We start from the raw sequence: 24,886 nt of genomic DNA on the forward strand, positions 1-24,886 counted from the left end.
AATCGGGCTACCCCAGCTTCGCGTTCGAAGTCGATGGGGCTGAGGTAACCGAGGATCGAGAGGCGCCGGTCGGCAGTCGCCAACATACCAGACGTTCGACCGCCTGCTTTCAATCTGCAGAAGCGGTCAATCGTTCAGGCGCCCGCGGCACTGCTGCTCATTAGAACAGCGATCGCTTGACACCGTCATCACCGTATCCTCGCCGCTCGTTCACTGATTTGCCTGTTTTGGTCCAAACGTAGCCGGTTAGCATGCGAGGCGATTGCATGGCCCGCGAGGTAGCGATCGTTCAGAATGCCCATAGCGTTGAACCGCAGGCGATCCGAGGGCGAACTCAGCAATCGCTCAATGTGATCGATTTGCTCGCGATTCAGTTCTGGCTTTTGCCGCAATATCTCGCCCAACTCATGTGGCGAGAGCTTCTCGCTCTCGACATCGGTGAGAAATCCGTCGAAGGCTTCGGACGTGGCCAAGATCACCTTCCGGAACCGCGCATTGCCCACGTCCTTGACATCAGATCGACTGTCGCCGCGCGCCAGCGAGATCACTTTGCCGTCTTCCCCGAGCGCGATAAGCGCGCGCGCTAGCGCCGCGCGAGGACTTTGTGGGATCACACCGCCGCCCTGCGGATAGGGTTCCTCATGCCTAAGCCAATGCTGCCAGCTCCGGTCGATGATCGTCGTCGCGCCCATCGCAGCGAAGGCTTCGGGGCACAGCTCAGCCAAATGCTCGGCAAGTTCCGCTGCTGCGCATGCGACCTCGACTTCGGACGCGAACAAGCCAGACTCGAGCACGTCCATCAGATCTTGCGTGAGCGGCGCACGCCACATCACGAGTCCCTTGAACAGGTACTGCGAACCGCGGCGAAGCGGCCGTTCCAATTGGGTCATCGTCAGTGCGATGCGGGTCGACGGCGGCAGTTCGCCAGCTATGCCCGCGGCCGCCCAGAGCGCGATGCCGTGCCCCTCGCGATAAAGGCGCTCGACGCAGGCCTCTAGCTCAGGCCCATCCAGGCAGTGTTCGAGCAGATTCGCCGCCATCCAGACGATCCAGCGAGACGAATGATGAACGGCGGATTCGATCTTGATGAGGTCGACTTCGTGATCGCGTGCGGAGTTCCACGCGGGCATGGGCGGATCGACGCTTTCGAGCAACTGCAGCAGCTGGTAGCGCCATCGCTCATTCTCCGGCTTTTGCTGTGATTCCCGGAGTATGAACTTGGCCCGGGCAGCCTCGCTTCTTAGCCCGGCAGGGTCGAGCCCGCTGATCGCGGCAAAAATTTGAATCACGTGTTTAGCTGGTGCGGGATCAAACTGCCTCGTCCACGCCCAGACATCGGAAGCAGGCACTTCCGACATATTGCTCATCTGCACGAAGGCGCTGAGATTGAGCAGGTGCGTAAAGTCGTCGAAGTCGGCCTCTTCGACCTCATCTCCCGCGAGGGCGTCGAGCACAAACTGGTCGCCGCGCAGTTGAGCCTTTTCCCAGCCGCCTAGTTCGAGACCTCTGTAAGGATGAGGATCGCGCTCGATGCTGACGTTCCAGCCTTCCAGGTCGATGAGCTCGCGGGCGCGCCTAGCGAATTCAAAGTTATGCCGAGCGATCAAATTGAAGATCGTACTGATAACCGCTTCAGCGTCGGAGCGCTCGCACCGCATTGCAATGTCCGGGGCAGCGGCTAGCGCCAGTTCGACCGAGAGGTCGCCGGCCTCGCCACCATGCAGGATCAGGCCTCCGCCCAGACTGGTTTCCATTCCGATGGAGCCGACCGAGATCGTGGGTTCGATCGCCGCGACCAGATCGTCGATATCGTAGAAGCGTGGCCCAGCGGCGACGAGACAATTCCAGGCAACCAACCTTGGCCAAGTCTGCGGAATTACACGGACCTTCGCCGCTTGCGGGGCGACGTCCTCGGGAAAGAGCTTGGCAATGGCAATCAGCGACATGCCTAGGCGAGACGCCTCGGGCTCGCGGTTCTCGCCGACCAAGTCGAAGATATTTGTCAGCAGCCGTTCGCGCGTGACCACTGAAATTCGGTCGGGCACCTCGGCGAGAAGGCGGGCGCCGTAAGCCAACTTGTCCGCTAAGCCCGGGCTGCTCTTTTGCAATCCGGCGATCTGCGCCGCGACCTCCTCAGCAGGGCCGCGCAGACCGGCGAAGCGCAGAACCTCGTTCCATGCGCTGCTCGACATGCATTGCTGTAGCGCCTCGTCCTGCCTCGGGCCCTGCAATTCACACAAATGGCGCGCTGCTGCGAATTCGCCGAGGCTCTTGTGGATGAAGCCGTAGACCTGAATCTTTCCGCTCCCGACGCGTTCGATCAGGCCTGCGTCTTCCCAATAGGCCAAGGCTGATTGTACGATGCCGATTGCTTTCAGGAAAGGATCGCCCGTTTCGGCGGCGAGATCCGCGGCGCAGAGACGTTCCATCTCCGAGCATGGCAAGAGGGGGTGTCCCGTTAGGTGCCAGGCCAGGATATCGAGCAAGCGATTGAGCACCGCGTCGGCGGCAGGCTTTGACACCGAGCGGCGGGGAATGTCGTCGATGAGCGCGAAGATCTGCTCGAACAATATCTCTCGTGTTGCGCCAAGGTTCTGATAATTGGCCAGGACCGCGGCGGCCATGCCGAGCAGGAGCGGTGTACGCCCGACGATCTCGCGGATTTCTCGGCTCTTCAATTGGTCGGCGACGAACTTGGACTGTTTGGCCTCAGCACCGTCGTCGGATAGCGCGGCCAGCAATGCCGCGACATGCCTGGGCGCTTCTGATGGCTCAAGCGGCGCGAGATCATAGTGGCGCCATGCGGCAAAATGCGCGGCGCGGTATCCGACAGGCCGGGTCGTGACGAGAATCCTGCTGTCGGGATAGCCTTGCGCGAACCGCTCAACCCCTTCGGCGACCGCGTGCTGCAAGTCGCCGCATTCGTCGAGACCATCGCCGAGGAGCAGCCAATTGGACCAGCCGGCGCGCTTTACCTCGTCGGCAGATAGGCCGCTGCCATCCAGGCCGTGACGGAACACGGCATCTTCAAATGGCAGACCGGCACGCATACTCGCGGCGATCGTCGCGAGACGAATCCTGAGGACCGGAATGCCGTCCTCGCTGTATCGCCGCACGATCCGCTTGAGCATCGTGGACTTGCCGAGGCCGGGCCCGGCCACAACGACGCCGCGTTTGATGAAACGGCCCAGCGTTTCTGGATTAACCGTCTGGCTATCGCGGTCCCGCGACAGCCGCTCCCAGTCGTGATAGGCCTTCAGCTCATTGACCAGGCTGTTGTTCGCGTCCGTCGCCCGCTCGGTGGGTGTTTTTCGCACTACCGCCGCCAGGGCAAGCCAATCGTGATCGATCTGGAGCGGTTTACGGCACCCAATAATCGAAAAAGTCGCCTGGGCCTCAAAATTCCACCGAGTCAGACGCTCGAGCAGGACGACGGGGCCCGCACGAGTGTCGGCGGTGAGCGCAATCTTGCGCGCGCGAAGGCATTGCAGGAGACTGGTTAAGTCGCGACGACCGCGCCGCTCGATCAGCGCGTCGGCATCCGTCTCAAGCGCCAGCCAGGCGGTGTCGATCTGATCGCGCCGCTCGCAGAGTTGGCCCAGTTCAGCCTTGGCCGCGTCGATCGATGCAGCATCGGCGCCGGTCAGCGCCGAGACCGTGACCAAGCGGAGCCTGCTGCAAATGTCCCGAGGCTCGAAACCGGCTGTTTCGAGTTTGGCCACGAGTTCCCGACCGATGGCACTCGTTCCTTCGACGAGGCCATCGCCGAGGCGGCGAATGTCGCGAGCGAGTTCGCGGCGAAGCTTCTGGCTGCTGTTGGGGCAGACCGCCAGGACACCGAACGCGATTTCGCCACTGAAGAGTCCCTGTGCCAGGCTCGTCACGGCCTGCCACAGATCCGGGCCCTTCTTGAGGCCACGCTTGACCTGGATCTCGACGACTTCGCCGCCCGCAAGATCCACGCGAATGTCGTCGCCGGGACCGCCGGTTTCCGCCGCGACGGCAACAGGGACATCGTGAGTCAGTCCGTCGAGCCAGCCCAGGGCGGAACCGCGCGCCGTGCGGACGGAACAGATCGCTGTGACCGCTGCTTGGAAGTTCATGCCGCCGCCCGTCGCCGAGCCACCTGCGCGACTGCGGGTGTTGGTTCGTTCCATGGGTACTGAAGGGTGGGCTTTCATTTTTTCAGCTTGGTGAGTGATCGAGAGGAACCGCCCATTTGCACGCAAACCCCATCTAACTGATTATAGCAGTGACGTTGTCTATGCGGCGATGGACAAATTCGACACCGGCATCGCAACCTCGACAGTTCCCGATCTCGGGGCATCGCGCCGCTTCAGTTTCTACATTTGCAGGATTTGTCCTTTTTCTCCCACAAAACTGAGCTGAGTTTCCATCTCCCCCTTACGCGAGCATACGGCAGCGACCAACCAATAATGGCTCGAACCTCATTTTGTGCGAAGAGCTAGCCGACGCGCCAAACCTCGCCGACGAAGCGGTCGGATCCATTAAAGGTTCGGCTTGATGAACGCCGCCTGTTATTCAGGCAAGGGACCAAACCTTGTCTAATCGGTCAACAAGCATGCGTATAGGTGAGAGATCTGCGCGGTCTCGGAGGGCGTGAAGCATCAAGCCAGCGCGTGTGACCCCGCAGGTTCGCCCAAACGCTCCCAAGCGCCCATGAGGGCGCCCTTATGATCGTTGAGCGCGGCGATCGCGCCGGGCCATTGGCGCTGGTAGCGATTTGACAGCAGGGAAACCGTCGCGGATGCTTGTCCCCAAGCGGCGAACACGCGCGCGACGAGCGACCCAACGCCATTTTCATTGGTGGCACTGATGGACGGCGGATCGACGACGTAGTCGAGCGCGTCGGCGCCATTCTCTGTCATTGTGAAGTCGTCGCTGAAATCGAACGTCAGGGCTGGGTCAAGGGCTGGTAAGTCACGGACAGTATCTCCTTCGGTTTCATGGAAGGCATAGTCGCGCGTCGTCGTCTCCGCCATGGCCGAAGGGGTGCACCGCAAATAACCACCTTCAATAATCGCGAACTGGCAGGATTGCGGCTATGCCATGGAAATGGGGGCAAGCGACCATTTCGACGACGCGCAATTGCTTTATGATCGCGCACAGGCACACCGGCGCGAATTCAACGCGCGCAACGGCGTCGGCGCTGGAAGGCTCTGGCATTTACGCCGATCGACGTCGGCGAACGGTATGGCGCATGCCGCCGAACTCACCTTGGACCGCACCGTCCTGCGGGAATTGAAGCCGGTAATCGCCGATATCGCCAACAATCTCGTCCATGCGCTGGATCATGTCGCAGCCGCAGCCCGCGTCCAAGCTAACACCGGCAAGGCTGGCAGGCTCTATTTCCCGATCACCGACGATGACGACGCTTTTGGCAAGCGGATCGCGGAGGCTCGCCTCTATATCGGCGACGATTGGGCCGAACTGTTCACCGCCGCCCGCGAGCAGCACCGCACCTATCTCGCCTATCTGAAGACGGTGAAGACGCTCTCCAATGAGGCCAAGCATTGGGAGCTGAGGCCGGGCACGGCGGGCGCGCACGCCGTCCAGTGGTTTGCGCCGGGCCACCATATCGAGCAAGTGCCTGCGGGCCACTTCGCTGCAAATGACAGCTATCGCTTCTGGGAAGCGGCCGCGCCCTTTCCCAATGTCGGCATCCAGATCGTCGCCAGCTTCAAGATCAGGGGCGAAGGCGTCGATGAGGTCGATCTCGATTCCGTGCTGCAAACCAGCTCGATCTTCGTTGCCGGCCTGATTGCCAAGAGCCGGGAGCATCTCGCCGCCGTAGCACCGGCACAGGCCTGAACGGCGAAGGTCGCCATGCTATGCCTTCTGCCAAGCGCGCTGCCAAGCGCGCGCGAATCATTCGGTGCCGCACGGGGATTGTCGGATGGCTCTGTCGTATTTTTCGCTTCAACCGCAGGCAGCGCGCGAACAGCGCGCTGGAGAATATCCTTGACCGCTGCGGGCTCGACGAGGTCGATCTGTTCATGCGGCCGAACGCCTTCCGGCGCATCGCAAGCTAGGTGCGCGATCTGCTCGCGTCGCGTGATGTCCCGGAAGGGATGGCGCGCAAGGTGCCGGAGCTGAACCGGCGTCCACTCGACGAGAAGATCCTGGCGCTCGTGGCCGCGCGCGGCATCGTTACGAACGATTTCCCGGAAGGTTGCTGAGAGCGGTCATCGGCCAGCGCAACACCATCGTCCATACCCGGGTATCGCGGGACCTCGACGACCAGGAGCCCGACACGCTCGATCATACGATCTGGGCGCGCGAAATCGTTACCCGGATCATCCTCGAACGGCTTGGGTTCGACGGCGCATATCGGAGCTGGCTACACCATGACGAGCAGCTCCATTTCCCGGAGTGCATCACGATGCAGGATTGGGTGGCCCGCCGGGAGGCTGACGGCCGCCCTCCTTTAACCGCGAGCCGGGTGAGACCACCACTGGGACGAAGGACGCGACCGCTCGCGCTGGAGCCGCCTGAACGAACGGCCGTTCCACTAGTTTTGCCACCAAGAGCAGACTTTCGGGACCGTCCCAAGATCAGACGCGACTGGTGGTCGAGAGTGCTCAAACTGATACGTCCATCGCCGTCCAGCCTTTTCCACGAATTAAAAGCGTGCTAGTGCTGCCTATGGCGACTTCGTAAGTCTATGATTTGACTGCGAAATCAATCGCTTAGGTCGCCCGGCCGAAAGCTCTTCTGGGCACCATTTACTCTCCCCAAAACATCCCAAGGTCATCGACAAATGGCGGAAATCTGCCATTTTCCCCTTGGTTTTGTTCGAAGGCATCCCGCCGGATTTCATGAGATCCGGGCCACCGTCGGGCCACCAAATGGGTCACGGTGGCCCGATCGGAAGTGGTGGCCCGCGGGCCACCGTCTAGGGGTCGGACGGGCGTCGATTGATCGCAAAGCCAAGGCGATTCGAGGATGGTTGTCATGGCCCTGAAAGATGTGGAGATCCGTGCCCTCAGGCCGAGAGAGCGGATTTACAAACTCACCGATGAACGCGGTCTCTACATTGAGGTGAGGCCCAACGGATCAAAGCTCTGGCGCTTCAAATATAGCTACTTGGGCAAGGACAAGCGAATAGCCTTTGGAAGCTACCCGGAGGTCAGTCTGGCCGAAGCGCGTCGGAAACGTGACGAAGCTCGCCAACAGCTCCGTGACGGGATCGATCCCGTCAAGGAGCGCCGGCAGGAGAAATTGCTCGCCCGCTACGCGGCAGCGAACACGTTCGGCGATGTCGCCAAGGAATACATCGATAATATGGTGGCAGAGGGGCGCGCCGATACAACAACGACCAAGGCGAACTGGCTGCTGGAGCAGCTGGCGCCGCTCGCGGCTGAACCAGTGTCCGAATTGAAACCCGTCGAAGTGCTGGCGGCGCTCAAGCGTATTGAGGCGAGGGGCAAACACGAAACTGCTCGCCGCTGCCGTTCATTCGCGAGTCGTGTCTTTCGCTATGCCGTAGCGACTGGCCGCGGCGAAGCCGATCCAACAGCGGTCCTGCGCGGAGCGCTAATTACACCAAAGGTGAAGCACCACAGCGCGATCCTCGATCCGGAGCTGCTCGGCGAGCTATTGCGTGCGATCGATGGCTACTCGGGTAATACGATCACTCGCATCGCGATGCAGATAACACCACACGTCATGGCCCGACCCGGCGAATTGCGACAGGCGGAATGGCCGGAGTTCGATCTTGAGAAGGCTGTCTGGAAGATTCCTGCCGACCGCATGAAGATGCGTCGCCAGCATGCAGTGCCCCTTTCACGACAGGTTCTGGCTTCCTTATCGAGTTGAAGCCGCTGACCGGTCCGAGCGGCTTTGTGTTCCCTGCATTCCACACATCGCGGCGGCCACTCAGTGAGAATACCGTCAACCAAGCATTTCGGCGGATGGGATACGCCGTTGGCGAAGTAACCGCCCATGGTCTGCGCACAACCGCCTCCACTTTGCTCAATGAAAGCGGCAGGTGGAGTCCCGACGCGATCGAGCGGTCACTCGCCCATGCCGATACCGATTCAGTCCGCGGGACTTATAACCGCGGTTTCTATTGGGAAGAGCCGGTCGCGATGCACCAATGGTGGAGCGATCACCTGGATGAGTTGCGGGCGTCAAAGCCCGTTGGAGGCCGAAGCGAAGTGGCGGCTGCCTAATGGTGCAGCGACGGAGCAATCGATCGCTAGAGGCGACCGCGGTCAGCATCATCCGTCGTCGAATAAAACATCGGATTGCTCAGCCAGGCGGAAATGGCAGACTCGCGCCACCCGACGCAGCGATGTGCAATTTGAACCTGCTTCGGAAACGTGCCCGCGTCGATCTTACGGTAGAGGGTAGAGCGGCTCAGGCCGGTGCGGTCGAGCACGGCGGCAAGGCGTAGTACGCGGTCTGGAGCGTCGGTCATCACATGCCTCGTTGCAGCGCAGTGTTGCGCGAAGGCCAGGATCAGCACGGAGCACGAGGACGCAATGCCGTTTTCGCCACCAGTGCACCCTGGCGCGCAAATACAGGCGCTGGCGTAGGTGGCCTTCGAGAAGACCGCGCGTGATCGCGTTGCGCGGAGTGCAATCGCTTGATCATGTTGTTAGGAATACTCGATGCGCACCGACCTCGATCATCTGCCGCCGGCGAAGCAGCGCGAGCTCGAACGCGTGGTGCAGATCATCTTCGAGGAAGGAGTTCGACGACGCGCTGGCGCTTGCTCGACACCAGTGGAAGAAGCGCGGCCGGATCGACAAGATCATCCTGTACGGCAGCTACGCACGCGGCGGCTGGGTCGATGAGCCGCACACCGCTAAGGGCTATCAGTCAGACTTCGACATCCTGATCATCGTCAACGACAAGCGGCTGACCGACCGCGTCGATTACTGGCTCAAGCTCGAGGAACGCCTCAACCGCGAGCTGGCGATCACGAAAACGCTGAGGACGCCGGTTAACTTCATCGTCCATACGCTGCAGGAAGTGAACGACGGCCTCGCGCATGGCCGCTATTTCTTCATGGACATCCGCGACGACGGCATCGCGCTCTACCAAGCCGAGGATACCGAGCTTCACGAGCCCAAGCCGAAGACGCCCGAGCAGGCGTTGAAGATGGCGCAGGAGTATTTCGAGGAGTGGATGCCCGCCGCTAACGGAATGCTCGAGACCGCAATCTTAAGTCGTGATCAGGGACGGCTAAAGGATGCCGCGTTCTTGATGCACCAAGCCACCGAGCGCCTCTATCACTGCGTGCTGCTGGTGAAGACCTTCTACACGCCGTTATGCCGCGCGCGGCATAAAGGCGTTTATGCCGAGCGTCCGACTATCCCGCGTGGCCGTGGAAGGGTCAGGGCATCTGCGGGTTTTGGGGTAATCGGCTCGGCATAGTTTCCTGCTCCCCACGCACATCACGTGCGCGGAGGAGCGATCATGATCACCGACGTTTATGTGAGCAGAAGCCGGGTAATGCGGAGCCTGCGGGCAGGCCCGCTTGGCGAGCACATCCATCTCTACGTCGCCCAGCTTCAGCAAGGCGGGGGATCACCGTGCGTGAGCGGATCGCAGCGATCGTCCGCAAGGTGCCGGAACAGGTGCGGGGGATGTTCGACGGGTTGCGCCTGCAAACCGGTGCGCTACCCGAAATCCCGGCACCACCCCAGATGCAGCGGCAGGGGCAGCTCGACCTCGGTCTGCCGGTGGCGACGCCCAATCCCGAAGCGGTCGCTCGTCACGCGCGCACCGAGGCGCTCAAGCGCCATGCCCGCGCGGTGGACGCGGTGTTCACGGCGCAGGATCAGGGTCAACAAGCGACACCCGAGCAGCACCGCGAGCTGGCCGATGCGCGCAAGGCGTTCGAGGCGGTGCGCCCGCATGGCTGGCGCGATGCCGAAGCCGCCTATGCCAACGATCCCAGCCTCGCCGCTGACGCCGCGCGCGGGCGCGTCAACCGCGCGATCCGCGCGCTCCAGACGGAGACCGAAGTGCGCACCAACCCGCGTTCGCGCGCGGACCGGTTCGTCCAGCGCTGGCAGGAGCTCGATACGATGAGCACTGTCCAATACCAGGCCGGCGACATGTCCGGCCACAAGGCGACGCGTGCGGCAATGGGCGATATGGCGAAAAGCCTCATGCGCGATCCCCAGCTTGAATCGCTGCTCGCCAACCGCAAGCACGAGTTGGGCATCATGATGAACAGCGGTCGCTCGCTCGGTGCCGAGCTCGCGTTCAATCACGGCATCGATATCGGTCGTGGGCGCGGGTTGGGCCTGTAGGCAAAGGCAGTAAGGCAACAGCCAAGAAGAGCATCGTCATCAGCGGGTCTGTTCGAGGCGGTTCAGGCGGTGGCACTGGAACCTACCAGAGGTCGCACGACGACCACCCCTCCTTGTCGCCGGTCTGCGTGGTCGGTCAGCCTTGTGCCGTCAACCCCGTGCGGGGTTCGTGACGGCGGCAACCGCCCCCTTCGGTTGGCGCCATCGGGATGGTCCCCGAGCAACCGACAGGAGATACCTCATGACCACCGTTGCAACCTTGACCGCCAAGTCCGACGGCAGCTTCGAGGGCACGCTCACCACGCTGATGGTCAGCGCCGCCATCGCCATCGTTCCTAACCCGCGTAAGACAGAGGACAGCGAGCCTGATTACCGCATCGTCAGTCGCCGCAACGGGTTCGAGCTTGGCGCCGGATGGAAGCGGTTCGCGCGCAGCACCGGCCGCGAGTATATCTCGGTCGACGCGCCGGGCGGTGTTCCCGACCAGAAGGTGATCATCTGGAATCCGCCGGCGTGAACCGGGTCCGGCCCCGCGTGAGGCGGGGCCGGAGAACGCGTGCGAGGACGAGCGATCGATCGCCTCGTCTCGTCCGATCAACAGCTCCCTCACCGATCCTGAAGTTTGGCGGTAGTTGGGGACGCCGAGGGCTCGGAATGGCCGAGAATGGGACGATCCGGTAAGTCGGCTTTCAGGCGCTGATGACTTGAAGCTGCCCGCTATTCAGACATGATTCGACGTGACCGCTCCGTTTGACAAGTCAGGTTGGCTCGCTTTTGGAATTGGCACTACGCTCAACCGACATTCCTGGCTAGCCGGGGTGCCGAGAATGTGCGATCGTGCAGGTGCGGCTAATCAAAAAGGGGGCAGGACTCGAGTCAGCTAGTGCATGCCCGCCGACGACGCCCCATGTCTTCGTTAGACTGGCTGCTGCTTCTCCCAACCATAACGAAAATACTAATCTCGCAGGAAGCGATGGATCGCATCCCTGAATGCCCGTGACGCCAACTCGCGCCCGAGGAGCAGGTGATTGTCGCTGTCGAGCCCATAAAATTCCGCTTGCGGGATGCGAGCAGCCAATCCCCGTCCGGTCGCCACGGGAATGCGGTGGTCGCCGCGGCTGTGGAGGACAAGCGTGGGCGCCTGGACATCCTTCAGTCGTTCACGCACATCGATATCAGCGAAAGCTTCCAGAAATCGCACGGCGTTGTCTGCCGATGTCGTCCGGCGCTGAAACTCATCGAACCAGGCCAGTTCCTCAGGCGTGGCCGTCGGCATGAACGTGCGCGAGAAGAGATGGCGATAGGAGGGATCGGTTCGCCCCCAGCCGGTTTGAGTCAGGACCATGATCGCTTCACGTTCGCGAATTTCGTCTTCGGTGGCCACATGCCTCCACCCTACGGGATAACCCCCGAACAGGATCAGGCGAGACACGCGCTCCGGATGGCGCGCCGCATATTCAATCGACACGGCCGCGCCCTGGCTGATTCCCAGGAGCGGGAACGTCTCGAGTCCCGCGGCATCGACGACGAGTTCGAGATCGGTGACGAAGCTCTCGAAGCTGATGTCCTTCACGTTCCAGTCGGACAGGCCACAGCCGCGCTCGTCATAGCGGATGACGTGATAGGTCTTGGCCAGTTCGTGATAGAGCGGGCTCCAGATCGGTGCCTCCCAGTCGAGCTCCAGATGCGTCAGCCAGTTGGCCGCCTTGACAAGCGGCGGATTGCTGCGGTCGCCAATCGACGCCCAGGCAAGTGAAGCGCCATCCTTCGAACGCGCAAAGCGGATGGTCTGACGGGGCGCCTCGGCCGAACCGATTTCAACGGGCGGCGCGTCGGATTCTCCGATCTCCTCCTCTGGCGACCAATTCGGCGCGACAAGACCGGCGGCGACGAAAGCAAGCGTGAGTTCCTGCGAAAGAGCGACCGCTTCATGTTCGCGCCCCAGCCGCCGCCGGCAGGACACGAGATGCCGCGCCGCCGCCGGATCGAAGGGCGCATCGCCAAGCCACCGTTCAGCCCACCTCTCCCTGTCTTCAGGCACCAGATCTGTCGAAAACGCGAGGCGCCGCGCCAGCTTGATCCTCATCCTCACGGCTTCGTTGCGATGATGCTCCAGCCAGGCCGCGAAGGCCGGCTGGTTTGAAAGATCGCAATCGTCGAGCAGCACCGGGCTGGCGGTCCGCCAGGCATCGGCCAGCGCCGCCGCATCAGCGCTTTCGTCGTCGCTCAGTATCTGAACGCGATCGAAGTCGACGTCGATCGTCGTGGTATCGATGGCCACGCGATCGCGGTCCGCCTGAAGGCGGATCACGCCGTCGCAGTTGATGATCGAGCGCAGCTTGCTGAGCGACCAGCGCAGGGCGCCGCGCGGGTCATCAGGAACTTCCCAGAGGAGCTCGCAGAGTCGCTCACGACGCTGCGGAGCACCGGAAAGCAGAAGATACCCCAGCAGCGCACGGGTCTTGCGAGACGCGGGCAACGCGATTGCCTCACCCTCCGCAAAAACCTCCATCGCACCAAAAGTCCCGACCGAAAGCATAGCCCAGCTCGATACCCCCATGCTTGCCCACGGAGCGCAAAGCGAGCGCTGCCAGTGTCTGCCCCGACACCCCTCCGATCTTGCTTGGTACGCAACCCATTGCTTTTGTTTGATGCTACCCTGCCACAGCATCGCTCGTCATGTCGACAATTGTTGTCTCCATTCGTCATCATTCGCACGCCAGCGGTCGGGAAAGGCGCTTTTCGTCACCTCGGCCCAACGGCGTGCAATGGGACAAGGCCTTTCAGGACGCCCTTCCGGCAGCCGGGAACGTGATTTGGTCGCCCAAGGGGATGCGCTCAGAATGCGCTCAGTCGAGGCGAACCTGCATCGGCGTGATCTGGCGGACACCGCCAAAGCCAAGCATCCGCGGTGGCTCGATCAGGCTGAGATCATGTGCGCTTGCGATCAGCGCCGCCAATGCTTCCTGCAGCTCGAACCGGGCCAGCATTTCTCCGATGCACCGATGCGGCCCATTGCCAAAGACGAGATGCATCAGCGGACGATCCGTCCGGCAGATATCGAAGCGGTCGGGATGAGCACAGACCGTCGGATCCCGCAACGCCGAGAGCGTGCTGACACAAAGATAGTGTCCGGCCGGGACGAGAACGCCATCGATTTCGACCGGCTCCCTTACGAAGCGAAGAATTGATCCAACCGGCGGCTCGAAACGAAGCGTCTCGGAAACAGCGTCAGGAATGCGTGCGGGATCGGCCTTCGCCATCACCCATTGATCGGGATGTTGCAGCAGCAGCGCGACGAGCATCGCGAGGCTGGAGCGCACGGTGTCGAAACCGCCGATCATGATGCCCATGATCTGGTGGATTAGGCATTCCAGCGTAACTGGCCGATCAACCGCCCAGTCCCGAAGCAGCATCGAAAGCATGTCGTCCTGCGACGTTTCGAACCGACGCAGCAGCGCATCACGCACATAGTCGAACAGGTCGAGCGCCGCTGCGTCGATCTCGTCATGGCGTTCGATCGGGTAAACGGGCGCCACGGCGCGCGAGAGCGAATGGGCACGGCCGGCAATAAACGGCGCGTCGCCCCGAGGCAGGCCGAGAAGGGCAGCCATCATTTCGGCCGGGATGCGCGATGCCATATGGGTGAGGAAATCGAACGGCTCTCCTCGCGGCAATTGGTCGACGATCTCGCTGGCGATCGCCCGCATGCGCGCTTGCGCAGCATGCACGCGCGCGAGGCTGAACGAGCGGGCGAAAAGGTTGCGCCTTTCTCCATGGGCGTCGCCGTTTGCGAACAACAGGAAGTCCAGGAAGAAGTGTGCGGCCGGCCCGTAAGGCATCCTGTTGAACGCAACAAAGTCCGCCCCTTCGATCTGCGCCGTCCGGGGGTCGACCAGCATCGCGCCGACGTCATGCGCCCTGAGCACCATGAAATGCCTGTCGCTGAGTTCGATCACCCCATGCTCGGATCGCAGAGTCCTCAGCACGGTCTGGGGATCTTCGACAAGCGAGCCGGGATCGATCCTCGGCGGCCGCCTGGGCGTGCCAGGCTTGGCGCTCGATACTAACACGGCTTCTGATCGCGGCAGTACGTATCGCTGGCGGTGAACCCATTTCCGGTTTCCGCGCCAATGAAGCTACCCAGGAAGCTTCCCGATCCCGGTGGCGCAAAAGAGACGATGCTCGGCGGCATGCCGAAGAAATAGGCATTTCCGGCTCGTGAACTGGCCGCCAGCTCGGCTTCCAGCAGGGCCGGCGCAACGGTAAGTTGTCCTGGCTCGTAGACAAGCGTGTAATTTGGCGTCGCCGCCAGGGTGCCCTGATCAATGCTGAAGGTACCGGGCAGGCTATCGATCGTCGCCGACGTCGCGAGCGCACCAGACAGCACGTCACCGTTGACCAGCCCCCTGCCCCCAACGGTGAAGGTCAGCGGTGGATTATCTTCGTGAAACAGCCTCAGCAGATCGTTGGCCGTCACTGTGATCGGGCGCGGGGTCACGGTCAGATCGGCGCCGGTGAAGCTCACCGCGTAGTTGCTGCCGGCCGTCAGCGTGCCTTGGGTGATGGCGAAGCTGCCGACATCGCTAGTTACATCAGCACTCGTCGTCAGCGCACCGCTCAGCGTGTCGCCGTTGACCAGCCCCTGGCCGCCGACGGTGAAAGTCAGCGCCGGATTGGTGTCGCCATAAATGCGGTTCAGCGCGTCCGCCGTTACGGTGATCGCGCGCGGGGTCACCGAGAGATCGGCGCCGGTGTAGCTCAAGACATAATTGCCGCCGGCTGCCAGCGTGCCCTGGGTAATGGCGTAGCTGCCGACATCGCTGGTGGCGTCCGCACTCGTCGCCAGCGCGCCGCTCAGCGTGTCGCCGTTGACGAGACCGAGGCCGCCGACGGTGAAGGACAGTGCCGGGTTGGTATCGCCATAGATGCGACTCAGCGCATTCGCTGCCACCGTGATCGCGCGTGGCGTCACGGTGAATGCCGAGGCGTTGGTGGCGGCCTGCGCGAAGCTGACCGCGTAATTGGCCGAAGTCGCGGTGAGGCCGCTGCCGGTGATCGCGTAGCTGCCGACATCGCTGGTTGCGCCCCCGTCGGTCGTGAAGGCAGCGCTGCCCGAGGTGATGCCGGCGAGCGTGTCGCCGTTGACCAGATCGTCCGCGCTCGCCGAACCAGTGAGTGTGCCGGGGCCATTGCCGTAGATCGCGCTTGCCGTGTCGGCGGTGAAGGTCACCGTGATCGGACGCGGCGTCACGGTGAGGTCGGCGCCAGCGTAGCTCAACGCGTAATTGCTGTCGGCCGTCAGCGTGCCTTGAGTGATGGCGTAACGGCCGATATTGCTCGTGGCGTCAGCACTCGTCGTCAGCGCACCACTCAGCGTGTCGCCGTTGACGAGGCCGAGGCCACCGACGGTGAAGGACAGCGCCGGATTGGCGTCGCCGTAAATACGGCTCAACGCATCCGCGGTCACGGTGATCGCGCGCGGGGTCACCGAGAGATCGGCGCCGGTATAGCTCAGGGTATAATTGCCATCGGCCGTCAGCGTGCCCTGGGTGATGGCGTAGCTGCCGACATCACTCGTGGCGTCCGCGCTCGTCGCCAGCGCACCGCTCAGCGTGTCGCCGTTGACGAGGCCAAGGCCGCCGACGGTGAAGGGCAGTGCCGGGTTGGTATCGCCATAGATACGGCTCAGCGCATCCGCCGTCACCGTGATCGCGCGCGGGGTTACCGCGAAGGCGGTGGCATTGGGCGCTGCTTGCGCGAAGTTGATCGTATAGTTGGCCGAAGTAGCGGTGAGGCCGCTGCCGGTGATCGCGTAGCTGCCGACATCGCTCGTGGCATCCGCTCCTGCCGTGAAGCTGGCGCTGCCCGAGGTGATGCCGGCGAGCGTGTCACCGTTGACCAGATCGTCCGCGCTCGCCGAGCCGGTGAGTGTGCCGGGGCCATTGCCGTAGATCGCGCTCGCCGGATCAGCGGTGAAAATCACTGTGATCGGACGCGGCGTGACGGTGAGATCGGCACCAGTAAAGCTCAGCGCGTAATTGCTGTCGGCCGTCAGCGTGCCCTGATCGATGGCGTAGCTACCGACATCGCTCGTGGTGTCAGCACTCGTCGCCAGCGCACCGATCAGCGTGTCGCCACCGACCAGTCCTAGGCCGCCGACGGTGAAGGTCAGCGTCGGATTGGCATCGCCATAAATGCGGCTCAGCGCATCCGCGGTCACGGTGATCGGGCGCGGGGTGATCGTATAGGTTCCGGGCGCGAAGGTGATCGCGTAATTGAGGTCCGACGTGACGCCGCCGGGCGTCAGCGTATAGTTTCCGGCGTCGACGCCCGAGGTGGTCAACCCCGTCGCGGTGCCGGACAGCGCCAACGCATCGCCGTTGATGAGACCCGAGGCGGAGAGCGTGCCGGTCTGCACGGTTCCGTCATAGACACCGCTGCCCGTGGCGCTGATCGTCAGCGTCGGCTGTTCGGCATAGACGAAGCGGTTGCCCGACGAAGGCGCGATGGCGAAGCTGTCGCTGGCAAGGTCGAAAGCGTCGCCATAGAAGCTGGTGCCGGCCAGCCCGCCGCGCGTGCCGCCCAGGGCGGTGCCTTGATAGACCAGCCAGCGGCCGTTGTCGGCCTGCAACGCCGTGGAGCCGGCCTGATTGGTGAACACGCCGCCGGCGGCGAGCACCACCGCATCGCCGCTCGCGCCGCTCGTTATCGAGCCGCCCGGCGCGATCGTGAGATCCCCCGCAGCGACGATCGAATAGGCGTGCGGCACGGTGATCTGCTGGTCGACGAGCATGTCGCCACGGGCGTCGATCAACACCGGAGGCTGGCCGATCTTGTTGTCGCCGAACGTAACAGCGACCGCATCGAAGAAGGCGCTCATGCCGTCGAGGCTGGTCGTCGCATGCGCGAGACCAAGCTGCGCGGTTCCCGTCGCGAGATTGCCGTTGGCGTCGAGCGCAAGCTCGTCGATATAGCGCACGCCGCTCGGCGCGCTTCCGCCTGCCTCGGTCAGCGTCGCGGCATAGACGTTGCTATCGCCGGCGTAGGTGCCCGGCGCGACGATGGTGTAGAAATAGCCGTTGGCGCCCGATGTCACCGCGCCGTAGAGCGACGGCTGGCTACCGTTGAGGAAGACATCGATGGCCGCGCCCGATGCGGCGCTGCCATCGGCGTTGGTGATCGTTCCGGTCACCGCCTGCACGCCATCGGGGAAGAAGCTCTTGAGATACGGGTAGAGCCCCGCGCCGGTCGCCCATAAACCGCTGTCGAAGCCGCTCGGCAGGCTGCCGTTCTGGAACTGCGCCGTCGTCCGCCCGATGCCGCCGGCGCTGGCCGACTGGCCGCTGGTTTCGACATCCCAATAGCCGTTGGTCACCTTGCCGTTGGCGTTGCGAAAGCCGACCAGTCCGCCGACATCGGCACCCGCGCCACCACTGACCACGCCGGTCGAATAGACGTTGCTGATAGTGGTGGCGTTGAACCCGATCAGACCGCCGACCTGGCTGCTGTCTCCACCGCTGACAGCACCGGTCGCAAAGGCGTTGTTCAATGTGCTGTTGGTGACGAACCCGGCCAGGCCGCCAGCGTCGCCGCTGTCGCCGGCGCTGACCGCGCCGGTGGCGAAGACGTTGCTGATCGTCGCCTGATCGACGAACCCGGCCAGGCCGCCTGCAAAGCCGTTGTCGCCGTCGCTCCGCACGGCGCCGATCGCGTAGGAATCGGTTATCGTGCCGAAAAAATTCTCTCCGACCAGGCCGCCGGCGGCAGCCGCGCCGTTGCCGCTGACGGCGCCGGTCGCGTGCGATCCGGCTATCGTGCCGCTGTTGCTCCCCGATAGGCCGCCGATATCGCCACCGTCGGCGGCGCTGATCGCACCGGTGGCATAGGCATTGCTTACGGTGCCGCCATTGCCGCCGATCAGGCCACCTCCCGCACCACCGCTGGATTGAATGTCGACCGCGCCGGTCGCGAAGGAATCGCTGACACTGCCGGAGTTGCCTCCAACCAAACCGCCGAACTCGAACCCACGGCCGCCGACGATGGCGCCGGCATAGCTGTTATCAACCTCGCCGCTGTTCGATCCGACCAGCGCGCCGATCACGGCGCTTTCGTTCTGGCCGGTGAGCGATCCGCCAGCAAGGCCGATATCCTGGATCAGGCCGGTGTTGAGGCCGACGAGTCCGATATTGTCTTCGGCGGAAGCGATGGTGAGGCCGCTGATCACGTGCCCCATGCCCAGCAACGCGCCGGTAAAATCAGCGGAACCGCCGATCAGCGCGCTGGTGTAGGTGGTGCCGGACGCATCGAGATCGCGCGCCAGCGCATAATCGCCATCGAGGCCCGCCGCCTGCGCGTTGACGGCATTGCCCGACGCCGCTTGCCCGTCGATGCCGTCGAGGTCGGCCATCGAATAGAGCAAAGTGATGGGGTCGCCGTTGATGGCCAACGTACCGCCCGCGCTCGAACTCAGCGCGCTGCCATCCGTGGCAAGATAGGTGACCGATCCGCCGAAGCCGGCGCTGGAAAGCGCCATCATCGGACCATCGGCATCGATGTTCACCGCGCCGGCGCCCTTCACGGTGATCGGCGCGTCCACGTCGAGCGCCGTGTTGGCCGCCAGCGCGAGGCTGCCGCCGGTCAGCGTCATCGCGGCGCCGACCGTGAGCCCGCTGGTGGCATCGAGCGACAGCGCGATGCCCGACCACGTAACCGGCGCGTCGACGGCCAGCGATCCGCCGCTGGTCACGGTCAGGTCGGAGGACGGCGTCAATGCCTGATCGATGGCGAAGTCGCCGGTTGCCGTGACGTTTTCGGGAATGGCCGGCGAGAGGCTGGCGAGCGTTGTCGAACCGAAGGTCGCGTCCAGCGAATCCTGCAACGCCGACCAGTTCGTGAGAGCGGTGTCGATGTCGCGCTGCCCGGCGGTCACCGACAGGCCGGCGAGATTGCCATTGCCATCGAGCGCCAGCCTATCCGCATAGGCGAGCCCGCCCGGTGCCGTCGCCCCGGCAAGCGTGATGGTCTGTCCGATGGCATTGCCCGTCGCCGGCAAGGTGCCGGTCGGCATGATCGTGTAGTAGAAGCCGTTGGCGCCGGTGGAGACCGGGCCGATGCCGATCGAATTGCCGCCGGAGAAGAGCTGGACCTGCCCACCGACGACGACGTTGCTCGATCCGTCCCGGGCCGTGCCGGATATCGCCTGCACGCCGTTGGGGAAGAAGCTCGCGAGGAAGGGATAGCGGCCGTTCGCGCCATCGGCGAAGGCGCCGTCCAGCGCGTTCGCGCCGCCGGACATGAACTGGGCCGTCGTCAGGCCGGTGCCGCCGCCCGGGCTGCTGGAGACGCCGCTGGTATCCGTGTCCCAGAACAGGTTCGTCAGGGCGCCTTCGGTATTGGTCCCCACCACGCCACCGACATGGCTACCGGCGCCGCCGCTTACCGCACCGGTGGCATAGACGTTGCTGATGCCGATCTGGCTGCTGTTGACGTCGCCCACCAGGCCGCCGACCCGGCTGCCGTCGCCACCGCTGACCGCGCCGGTGGCATAGGAATCCTTGAGCGTATTGCTCATCAGGCCGACCAGGCCGCCGACGAGGCTGTTCGCGCCGCCGCTCACCAGGCCGGTGCTGAAGCTGTTGACGATGGTGCCGGCATTGATCCCCAGCAGGCCGCCGACATTGGTGGTGTCACCGCCGCTGACCGTGGCGGTGCTAAAGGCATTTCGCACGGAGCCGCCCGAGACGCTAACTCCCACCAGGGCGCCGATGCCGCCGAAAGAGTCGTTGCCGGTGCCGGTGATCGATCCGCCGACGATACCGATGTCGCGAATGCCGCCGCCCGACAGGACCCCGACCAACCCGACATCATCGTTCGCCGACTCGATCGTCAGGTTGGAGATGACATGGCCCAGCCCCTCGAGCTTGCCGGTGAATGCCTGGCTGAAGGACGGCCCGATCAGCGCGCCCGTATAGGTCGTGCCCGCTGCGTCGAGATCGTGCGCCAGTGCGTAACGGCCGCCGGTGCCGACCGCTTCGACATCCGCCATCGTATGCAGCAGCGTATAGCCTTGCGAATTGAGCGTGAGGGCCTGGCCGGTCTGTCCGTCGGCGAAGTTGATGCCTGCGCCAAGAGCAAAGCTGAGGCCCTTCGTCACCGGATCGCTCGTGCTGTAGGTCAGCGCGACCTGGCCGCCGCCGGCAACGTCGATCGCGGCGTTGATGGCGATGCTGCCGGCCGCGTTCAGCGTCAGGGCGGAATTGGACGACCAGCCGAGCGGCGCCGCCACGGTGATGTCGCCCGCCTGACTGCCGCTGGAGCCGGTCGAAACCGTCACATTGGCCAGCGCCAGCGCATCCTCCAGCGTCGTCACGTTAATGACGCTGTCGTTGCCGGTCGCGGTGAAGGCGCCGGATTGGTTCTTGTCCGCAGCGTCCGAGATCGTGACGTTGAACGGATCGAGCAGCAGGTCGCCGGTCTTGCCCAGCGATGCGGTGAGGTCGGTGGTGCCGGTATAGTCGAGCAGTTGCTTGCCCGAGACCTCGGCCTGGCCCCCGTCGCCGCCCGCCGCGCCGCCGCGGGCGCTGATCGTGCCGGCGAATGTCGTCCGCTCGTCGGACCACAAGGTGACGCTGCCGCCGTCGCCGCGGCCGGTCGCGTCGGCGCGGATACTGCTGGCGGCGTCCATCGACACGGTCGTCGCGTGGGCGAGATCACCGCTGCCCTGACGGCCGCCGCCGATCTCGACCGAACCGCCGCTGGTCGCCCCCGACGCGTCGATCCGCGCACCTGCAAGGTTGACCGCCGCGCCCGTCAGCCGGATCGTGCCGCCGCTTGCGGAAACGCTCGACGCGTCAAGCGTGCCCGAAAGATTGACCACGCCGCGCGCCGCTGCGCGGGCGGTGCCGGCGGTCAGCACGATTTCGCTGGCGTTGATCCGCCCGGCGACGGTGATGCCGCCCTTGGGCACCGCAACCTGAAGGAAACCATCGCCGCCGAGGTCGAGCGCTTCCTCGCCGCCGATCCTGTCGAGATGAGCGAGGACCCATTTCCCGGCCTTGCCGCCGAGCGCGCCCGCGAAGCCGCCCTTGATATAGCTGATCGACTGGTCGAGCCGCGGCGCCGTGACGGTCAGCGTGTCCGATCCCGCCATGAAGTCGGCGTCGGCGATGTCGAGCGTCGATGCCGTGAAGCCGGCGGCGTTGACGCTGCCCGTCCTGGTGATGAGGATGCCGTTCGGGTTGATCAGGAAGACGCGGCCGTTGGCGTTGATCTGCCCGGCGATCTCGCTGGTCGTATTGCCGGTCACGCGGTTGAGCAGCGCCGAAGTCGCGTCGGGCTGGTTGATATCGACGCGGCCGCCCTTGCCGACCGAGAAGCTCTGCCAGTTGATGATCGCGCGCTGGCTGCTCTGGTCGATCTGCATCTGCCCCGCCGCGGGGTTGGAGATCGTCGCCTGGCCGGCGGCGACCTGCCCGCCTTGCGGCAAGGTCTGGGCGGCGGCGCAGGGAATCAGCGCGGTGGAAGCGAGAAGCGCGACTGGAAATTTGATGGACATGGCGGTTTCCAATCAGAAGCTGGCGAAAAGGGTGATGGAGACGCGGTCGTCGCGGCGGCCCTCGACATGGCCGCTGCCATATTCGAGCCGTGCCGAGAGGCCGGGGCCGCCGTCGCTCGCCTGGCCGTCGAAACGCAGCCCGGTGCCATAGGCGAAGGCGTGGGTGGTGGCGCGTTCGAGCACCGTCGGCTGCTGGTAATGGACGCCGCCCTGGGCTGCGAAGACATAGGGGGTCAGCCGTGCGAACACCGTCTTGGCCGGCAGCGAGAAGGGCGCGCGCAGATCGCCGCGCACGACATAGCCGTCATCGCCCTGCAACGCGCCGCTCGGCAGCGTCGAGATGCCGTCGGCGACGGCAATGCCGATCTGCTCGGCATTGGCGAGCGGCTTGCCGAGGCTGGACTGGGCCTGCCCCTGCAGTGTGACCTCGACATGCGGCGCAACCGGCTGGCTGATGCTGCCGGTAAACAGCAGCTTCCTGAAATCGGCATCGGTGCCGGCACGCGAGAGCGGGTCGATCGGCGTGGCATCCGCCGCCGAACGCGCGCCCAGCCCGTTGATGCCGAGCGACAGTTCGATCCGGGCGCTGGCGAGGCCGCCCGCGGGCAGCCAGGCGGAGACATCCGCCGCCGCGCGCGCGACCCTCAGCTTGTCCTTCGATACCGGCAGAACGATCGGCGAGATGATGCGTACGCGGTCATCCTCGACGTCGAACCGTCCTTCGACGCCGACCGTCAGCGCGCGGCGACGGACGACCGGATAGCGCAGCGTGTAGCTCAGCCGCTGGAAATGCGAGGCGAATCCCGGCAACAGATCGCTGTGGCGCGGCGCGGTCCGCGCGTCGGTGCCCTCCACCGTCAGCGTCAGGCCGTCATGCCCGAGCGGCAGGATCGCGCCGGCCGCGAGCGTGCGGTCGCGCGGCGTCGCGTCGAGGAATCCGGTCCCGCCGCCGCCGTTGGGCAAGCCGTAGGCGCGCAGATAGATCAGCTCTCCTGCGCCCAGCACCGAGTTCAGGTTGACGCCGATGCCGAAGGAATCGTGCCCCAGCGCGCTCGGCAGCGAATTGTCGAAGCTCACCAGCCCGGTGATCGGGCGCCAGTCCGCCGCCACCTGCAGCACTACGCCGCCCGGCTGCTTGCCCGGCTTCAGGGCCGAGCGCAGCGTCACGCCCGGCGTGTCCGCCGCGAGCGTCAGCTTGCGCTCCAGCTGGGCGAGCTCCACGTCGCGGCGGTCCTGCAGCCCCGCTAGCAGCCCGGCGATGCGCGCGCGCACCGCTTTGGGCACACCCGACAAGTCGACGCTTTCGACAAAGCCCTCGACCACCATCAGCCGCAGCGTCTTGCCGTCGGCAATGTCCTGCTGCGGCACGACGACGCGGACCAGCACCCGGCCCGCGCGCGCTTCGGCCGCCTCGGCGTCCTGCGCCGCCGCGAACACTTGGGCGACGCTGATGCGCTTGCCGATCAGACGGGAACGCAACATCGCCATCGTTTGAGGCGCCAGCGTGCCGCCGGAGACGGTCAGGTCGCCAAGCGTCACGAACAACGATTCCGACCCCGGCGGTGCCTGGCGGATAATGTCCGACGGTAGGGCCAGCGGTGCCTCCGGGCGACGTTCCACCGGCGGCGCATAGCTTGGCGGGGTGATCTGGCTGGCGGTCTGCGCGTGGAGCGCCGCCGGCACGGCCAGCAGGAGGATGCCGAACGATGAACGGACGACGACCCGGCGCGCAGACGCTCTCGGGCGACCATCAACATTCGTCATCGGCTTTCTACCCCTCTTTGCGTGGCACCCAAATCCAGCGCTTCGCGCCGCTCTGCCGAATCCGGTGGCTACCCGCCCCCATCGCAAGCGACGTCGTCGACCTGAACATCGCCACCGGGCATAGGCTCTGGCTTGCCCACAGATCCGACAACGACAGCAGTTCAACCATGAGACGTGGGCGCGATCGTGTGAGAAACCGTGGAAATTGCGTGGAAAGGCCGGAAATGTCTTCGGGCCGAGCAAAGGGCAGCGAACGTCAGCAATTTCGACGAGCGCGGTCAGCAGTAAAGCCGCCTGGCTCCGACCGTTGATAGCTTTCGCAGATGCTCACGAAAGCTGCCGCTGGCTTAGGGGCTTGTCCGCATTTGAGCATTCGCTGTTGCGGCTGGCCGTTCCGGCGCGATGTTGAGCCACGGCGCCTCAAATCGTTGCATCGGCTCGTCGCTGCTTGGCAGCCTCCAAGCTAGTCGCGCGGCCGGCTCGCTGGTCAAACCTCCTACGATCGTGTGAAGCGCAGACGCTCTTCCCTTCATAGCCTTCGCGTAAGCAACCCGATCCGAATGCCCGAACGAGGAGTGTCAGAGGAACGATTGGCGATCGGCATCTCTTGCGCATAACGGCGTCACGGTAATGGTGACGCGCGTCGGACGAAACCTCGTCGAAATCACGTCCGATTACTCCCGCCTTCCGACGGTGCGCATCCCGATCGAAATGGCCGGCGGCGCGGTGGTCAATACCAGCGGCCAGAACACCTTTCTGATCGAGCGCGACCGCGATCCTAACCGGCTCGATCTCTCGATCGACGGCGTCGCGCTGATCGTGCATAAGCTGCAGGCGAGTGGGGGAACTCGACATGACGGATTTGCGCGGGAAACGCTGGATCGATCGGGGCTGGACGATTGCCCGGTGCCTTTTCGGGTTGGTTTTCATCGCACTGACCTTGATGGTGCTGATCGAGTTCGGCGACACCCAGCCGCCCGCCGGCGGCCCCGCCGCCAATGATTTTCTCGAGGCGCTCAATCGCTCGGGGTTCATCAACCCGTTGCTCACCGGGTCGCTGTTGGTGGGCGGCGCGGCGATGATGATCGACCGGTGGGCGCCGCTCGGCCTCCTACTGCTCGCCCCCTCGGTGGTCGTGATCGCCTGTTTCCACTGGGTGCTGACGCATAGCTACATCTGGGGCAGCATCTGGCCGATTTGGTGGGCGATCCTCGCTTGGCATTATCGCCATGTTTTCGCCCGGCTGTGGGAACGGAGAGCGGTCGATTAGCGAATC

14 protein-coding genes and 2 pseudogenes are annotated in these 24,886 nt (G+C 64.1%); 9 read left to right on the forward strand and 7 right to left on the reverse strand.

All coding sequences use genetic code 11. The features are described 5' to 3' along the window. Positions 1 to 188: 188 nt before the first annotated feature. Both K7G81_RS12255 and K7G81_RS12260 read right to left on the reverse strand, forming a co-directional pair. Complete coding sequence (locus K7G81_RS12255; RefSeq protein ID WP_223031100.1) at positions 189 to 4,157, reverse strand: NACHT domain-containing protein; 3,969 nt, start codon at positions 4,155 to 4,157, stop codon at positions 189 to 191. Between the two features lie 471 nt (positions 4,158 to 4,628). Next, complete coding sequence (locus tag K7G81_RS12260) at positions 4,629 to 5,003, reverse strand: hypothetical protein (protein ID WP_223031101.1); 375 nt, start codon at positions 5,001 to 5,003, stop codon at positions 4,629 to 4,631. 67 nt (positions 5,004 to 5,070) lie between these two features. Between K7G81_RS12260 and K7G81_RS12265 the strand changes: the two genes are divergently transcribed. The 4 genes and pseudogenes from K7G81_RS12265 (at position 5,071) to K7G81_RS12280 (ending at position 8,195) form a co-directional block, all read left to right on the forward strand. After that, complete coding sequence (locus tag K7G81_RS12265; RefSeq protein WP_223031102.1) at positions 5,071 to 5,832, forward strand: hypothetical protein; 762 nt, start codon at positions 5,071 to 5,073, stop codon at positions 5,830 to 5,832. Between the two features lie 20 nt (positions 5,833 to 5,852). After that, complete coding sequence (locus K7G81_RS12270) at positions 5,853 to 6,053, forward strand: hypothetical protein (RefSeq protein ID WP_223031103.1); 201 nt, start codon at positions 5,853 to 5,855, stop codon at positions 6,051 to 6,053. Then, the gene (locus tag K7G81_RS12275) at positions 6,054 to 6,200 is read left to right on the forward strand and encodes a hypothetical protein (protein ID WP_223031104.1); all 147 of its coding nucleotides are present in this window, start codon (positions 6,054 to 6,056) and stop codon (positions 6,198 to 6,200) included. It begins immediately after the preceding gene. 775 nt (positions 6,201 to 6,975) lie between these two features. Continuing rightward, a pseudogene (locus K7G81_RS12280) lies at positions 6,976 to 8,195 on the forward strand (tyrosine-type recombinase/integrase). A gap of 26 nt (positions 8,196 to 8,221) precedes the next feature. On the opposite strand, the gene K7G81_RS12285 reads toward K7G81_RS12280, so the two are convergent. Further along, positions 8,222 to 8,443 carry a helix-turn-helix transcriptional regulator gene (locus tag K7G81_RS12285; RefSeq protein ID WP_223031105.1) on the reverse strand — a complete coding sequence of 74 codons (222 nt, stop codon included), beginning with the start codon at positions 8,441 to 8,443 and terminating at the stop codon, positions 8,222 to 8,224. 193 nt (positions 8,444 to 8,636) lie between these two features. Here K7G81_RS12285 and K7G81_RS12290 point away from each other — a divergent pair. The 3 genes and pseudogenes from K7G81_RS12290 to K7G81_RS12300 form a co-directional block, all read left to right on the forward strand. Further along, a pseudogene (locus K7G81_RS12290) lies at positions 8,637 to 9,297 on the forward strand (nucleotidyltransferase domain-containing protein); the annotation flags it as partial. Between the two features lie 266 nt (positions 9,298 to 9,563). Next, complete coding sequence (locus K7G81_RS12295; protein ID WP_223031106.1) at positions 9,564 to 10,289, forward strand: conjugal transfer protein TraA; 726 nt, start codon at positions 9,564 to 9,566, stop codon at positions 10,287 to 10,289. Positions 10,290 to 10,530: 241 nt separating this feature from the next. Further along, positions 10,531 to 10,806 carry a DUF736 domain-containing protein gene (locus K7G81_RS12300; RefSeq protein ID WP_223031107.1) on the forward strand — a complete coding sequence of 92 codons (276 nt, stop codon included), beginning with the start codon at positions 10,531 to 10,533 and terminating at the stop codon, positions 10,804 to 10,806. A gap of 438 nt (positions 10,807 to 11,244) precedes the next feature. On the opposite strand, the gene K7G81_RS12305 is transcribed toward K7G81_RS12300, so the two are convergent. The 4 genes from K7G81_RS12305 to K7G81_RS12320 form a co-directional block, all read right to left on the reverse strand. Further along, positions 11,245 to 12,828 carry a bifunctional AfsR/SARP family transcriptional regulator/alpha/beta hydrolase gene (locus K7G81_RS12305; RefSeq protein WP_223031108.1) on the reverse strand — a complete coding sequence of 528 codons (1,584 nt, stop codon included), beginning with the start codon at positions 12,826 to 12,828 and terminating at the stop codon, positions 11,245 to 11,247. A 310-nt stretch (positions 12,829 to 13,138) separates the two neighbouring features. Then, entirely contained in the window at positions 13,139 to 14,221 is a 1,083-nt protein-coding gene (locus K7G81_RS12310; RefSeq protein ID WP_223031109.1) for a cytochrome P450, read from the reverse strand. Positions 14,222 to 14,355: 134 nt separating this feature from the next. Beyond that, entirely contained in the window at positions 14,356 to 21,846 is a 7,491-nt protein-coding gene (locus K7G81_RS12315; RefSeq protein ID WP_223031110.1) for an MBG domain-containing protein, read from the reverse strand. A 12-nt stretch (positions 21,847 to 21,858) separates the two neighbouring features. Then, positions 21,859 to 23,610 carry a ShlB/FhaC/HecB family hemolysin secretion/activation protein gene (locus K7G81_RS12320; protein WP_223031111.1) on the reverse strand — a complete coding sequence of 584 codons (1,752 nt, stop codon included), beginning with the start codon at positions 23,608 to 23,610 and terminating at the stop codon, positions 21,859 to 21,861. Between the two features lie 630 nt (positions 23,611 to 24,240). On the opposite strand from K7G81_RS12320, the gene K7G81_RS12325 reads away from it, so the two are divergent. Both K7G81_RS12325 and K7G81_RS12330 read left to right on the forward strand, forming a co-directional pair. Further along, a complete protein-coding gene (locus K7G81_RS12325) occupies positions 24,241 to 24,612 on the forward strand; it encodes a hypothetical protein (protein WP_223031112.1) in 372 nt (123 codons plus the stop codon). Next, positions 24,554 to 24,880, forward strand: a complete 327-nt coding sequence (locus tag K7G81_RS12330) for a hypothetical protein (RefSeq protein ID WP_223031113.1) — start codon at positions 24,554 to 24,556, stop codon at positions 24,878 to 24,880. Before K7G81_RS12325 ends, K7G81_RS12330 begins: the two co-directional genes overlap by 59 nt. The last annotated feature ends 6 nt before the right edge of the window (positions 24,881 to 24,886 follow it).

It is taken from the genome of Hephaestia mangrovi (genome assembly GCF_019880555.1).
Lineage (GTDB): Bacteria > Pseudomonadota > Alphaproteobacteria > Sphingomonadales > Sphingomonadaceae > Sphingomonas > Sphingomonas mangrovi.

Bases quoted from the DNA above. Each gene is read 5' to 3' on its own strand.
- K7G81_RS12255 (WP_223031100.1), bottom strand. From the start codon at position 4,157: ATGGAACGAACCAACACCCGCAGTCGCGCAGGTGGCTCGGCGACGGGC.
- K7G81_RS12285 (WP_223031105.1), bottom strand. From the start codon at position 8,443: ATGACCGACGCTCCAGACCGCGTACTACGCCTTGCCGCCGTGCTCGAC.
- K7G81_RS12300 (WP_223031107.1), top strand. From the start codon at position 10,531: ATGACCACCGTTGCAACCTTGACCGCCAAGTCCGACGGCAGCTTCGAG.
- K7G81_RS12320 (WP_223031111.1), bottom strand. From the start codon at position 23,610: ATGACGAATGTTGATGGTCGCCCGAGAGCGTCTGCGCGCCGGGTCGTC.
- K7G81_RS12260 (WP_223031101.1), bottom strand. From the start codon at position 5,003: ATGGCGGAGACGACGACGCGCGACTATGCCTTCCATGAAACCGAAGGA.
- K7G81_RS12315 (WP_223031110.1), bottom strand. From the start codon at position 21,846: ATGTCCATCAAATTTCCAGTCGCGCTTCTCGCTTCCACCGCGCTGATT.
- K7G81_RS12310 (WP_223031109.1), bottom strand. From the start codon at position 14,221: ATGGTGCTCAGGGCGCATGACGTCGGCGCGATGCTGGTCGACCCCCGG.
- K7G81_RS12305 (WP_223031108.1), bottom strand. From the start codon at position 12,828: ATGCTTTCGGTCGGGACTTTTGGTGCGATGGAGGTTTTTGCGGAGGGT.
- K7G81_RS12325 (WP_223031112.1), top strand. From the start codon at position 24,241: ATGGTGACGCGCGTCGGACGAAACCTCGTCGAAATCACGTCCGATTAC.
- K7G81_RS12270 (WP_223031103.1), top strand. From the start codon at position 5,853: ATGCCTTCTGCCAAGCGCGCTGCCAAGCGCGCGCGAATCATTCGGTGC.
- K7G81_RS12265 (WP_223031102.1), top strand. From the start codon at position 5,071: ATGGAAATGGGGGCAAGCGACCATTTCGACGACGCGCAATTGCTTTAT.
- K7G81_RS12330 (WP_223031113.1), top strand. From the start codon at position 24,554: ATGGTGCTGATCGAGTTCGGCGACACCCAGCCGCCCGCCGGCGGCCCC.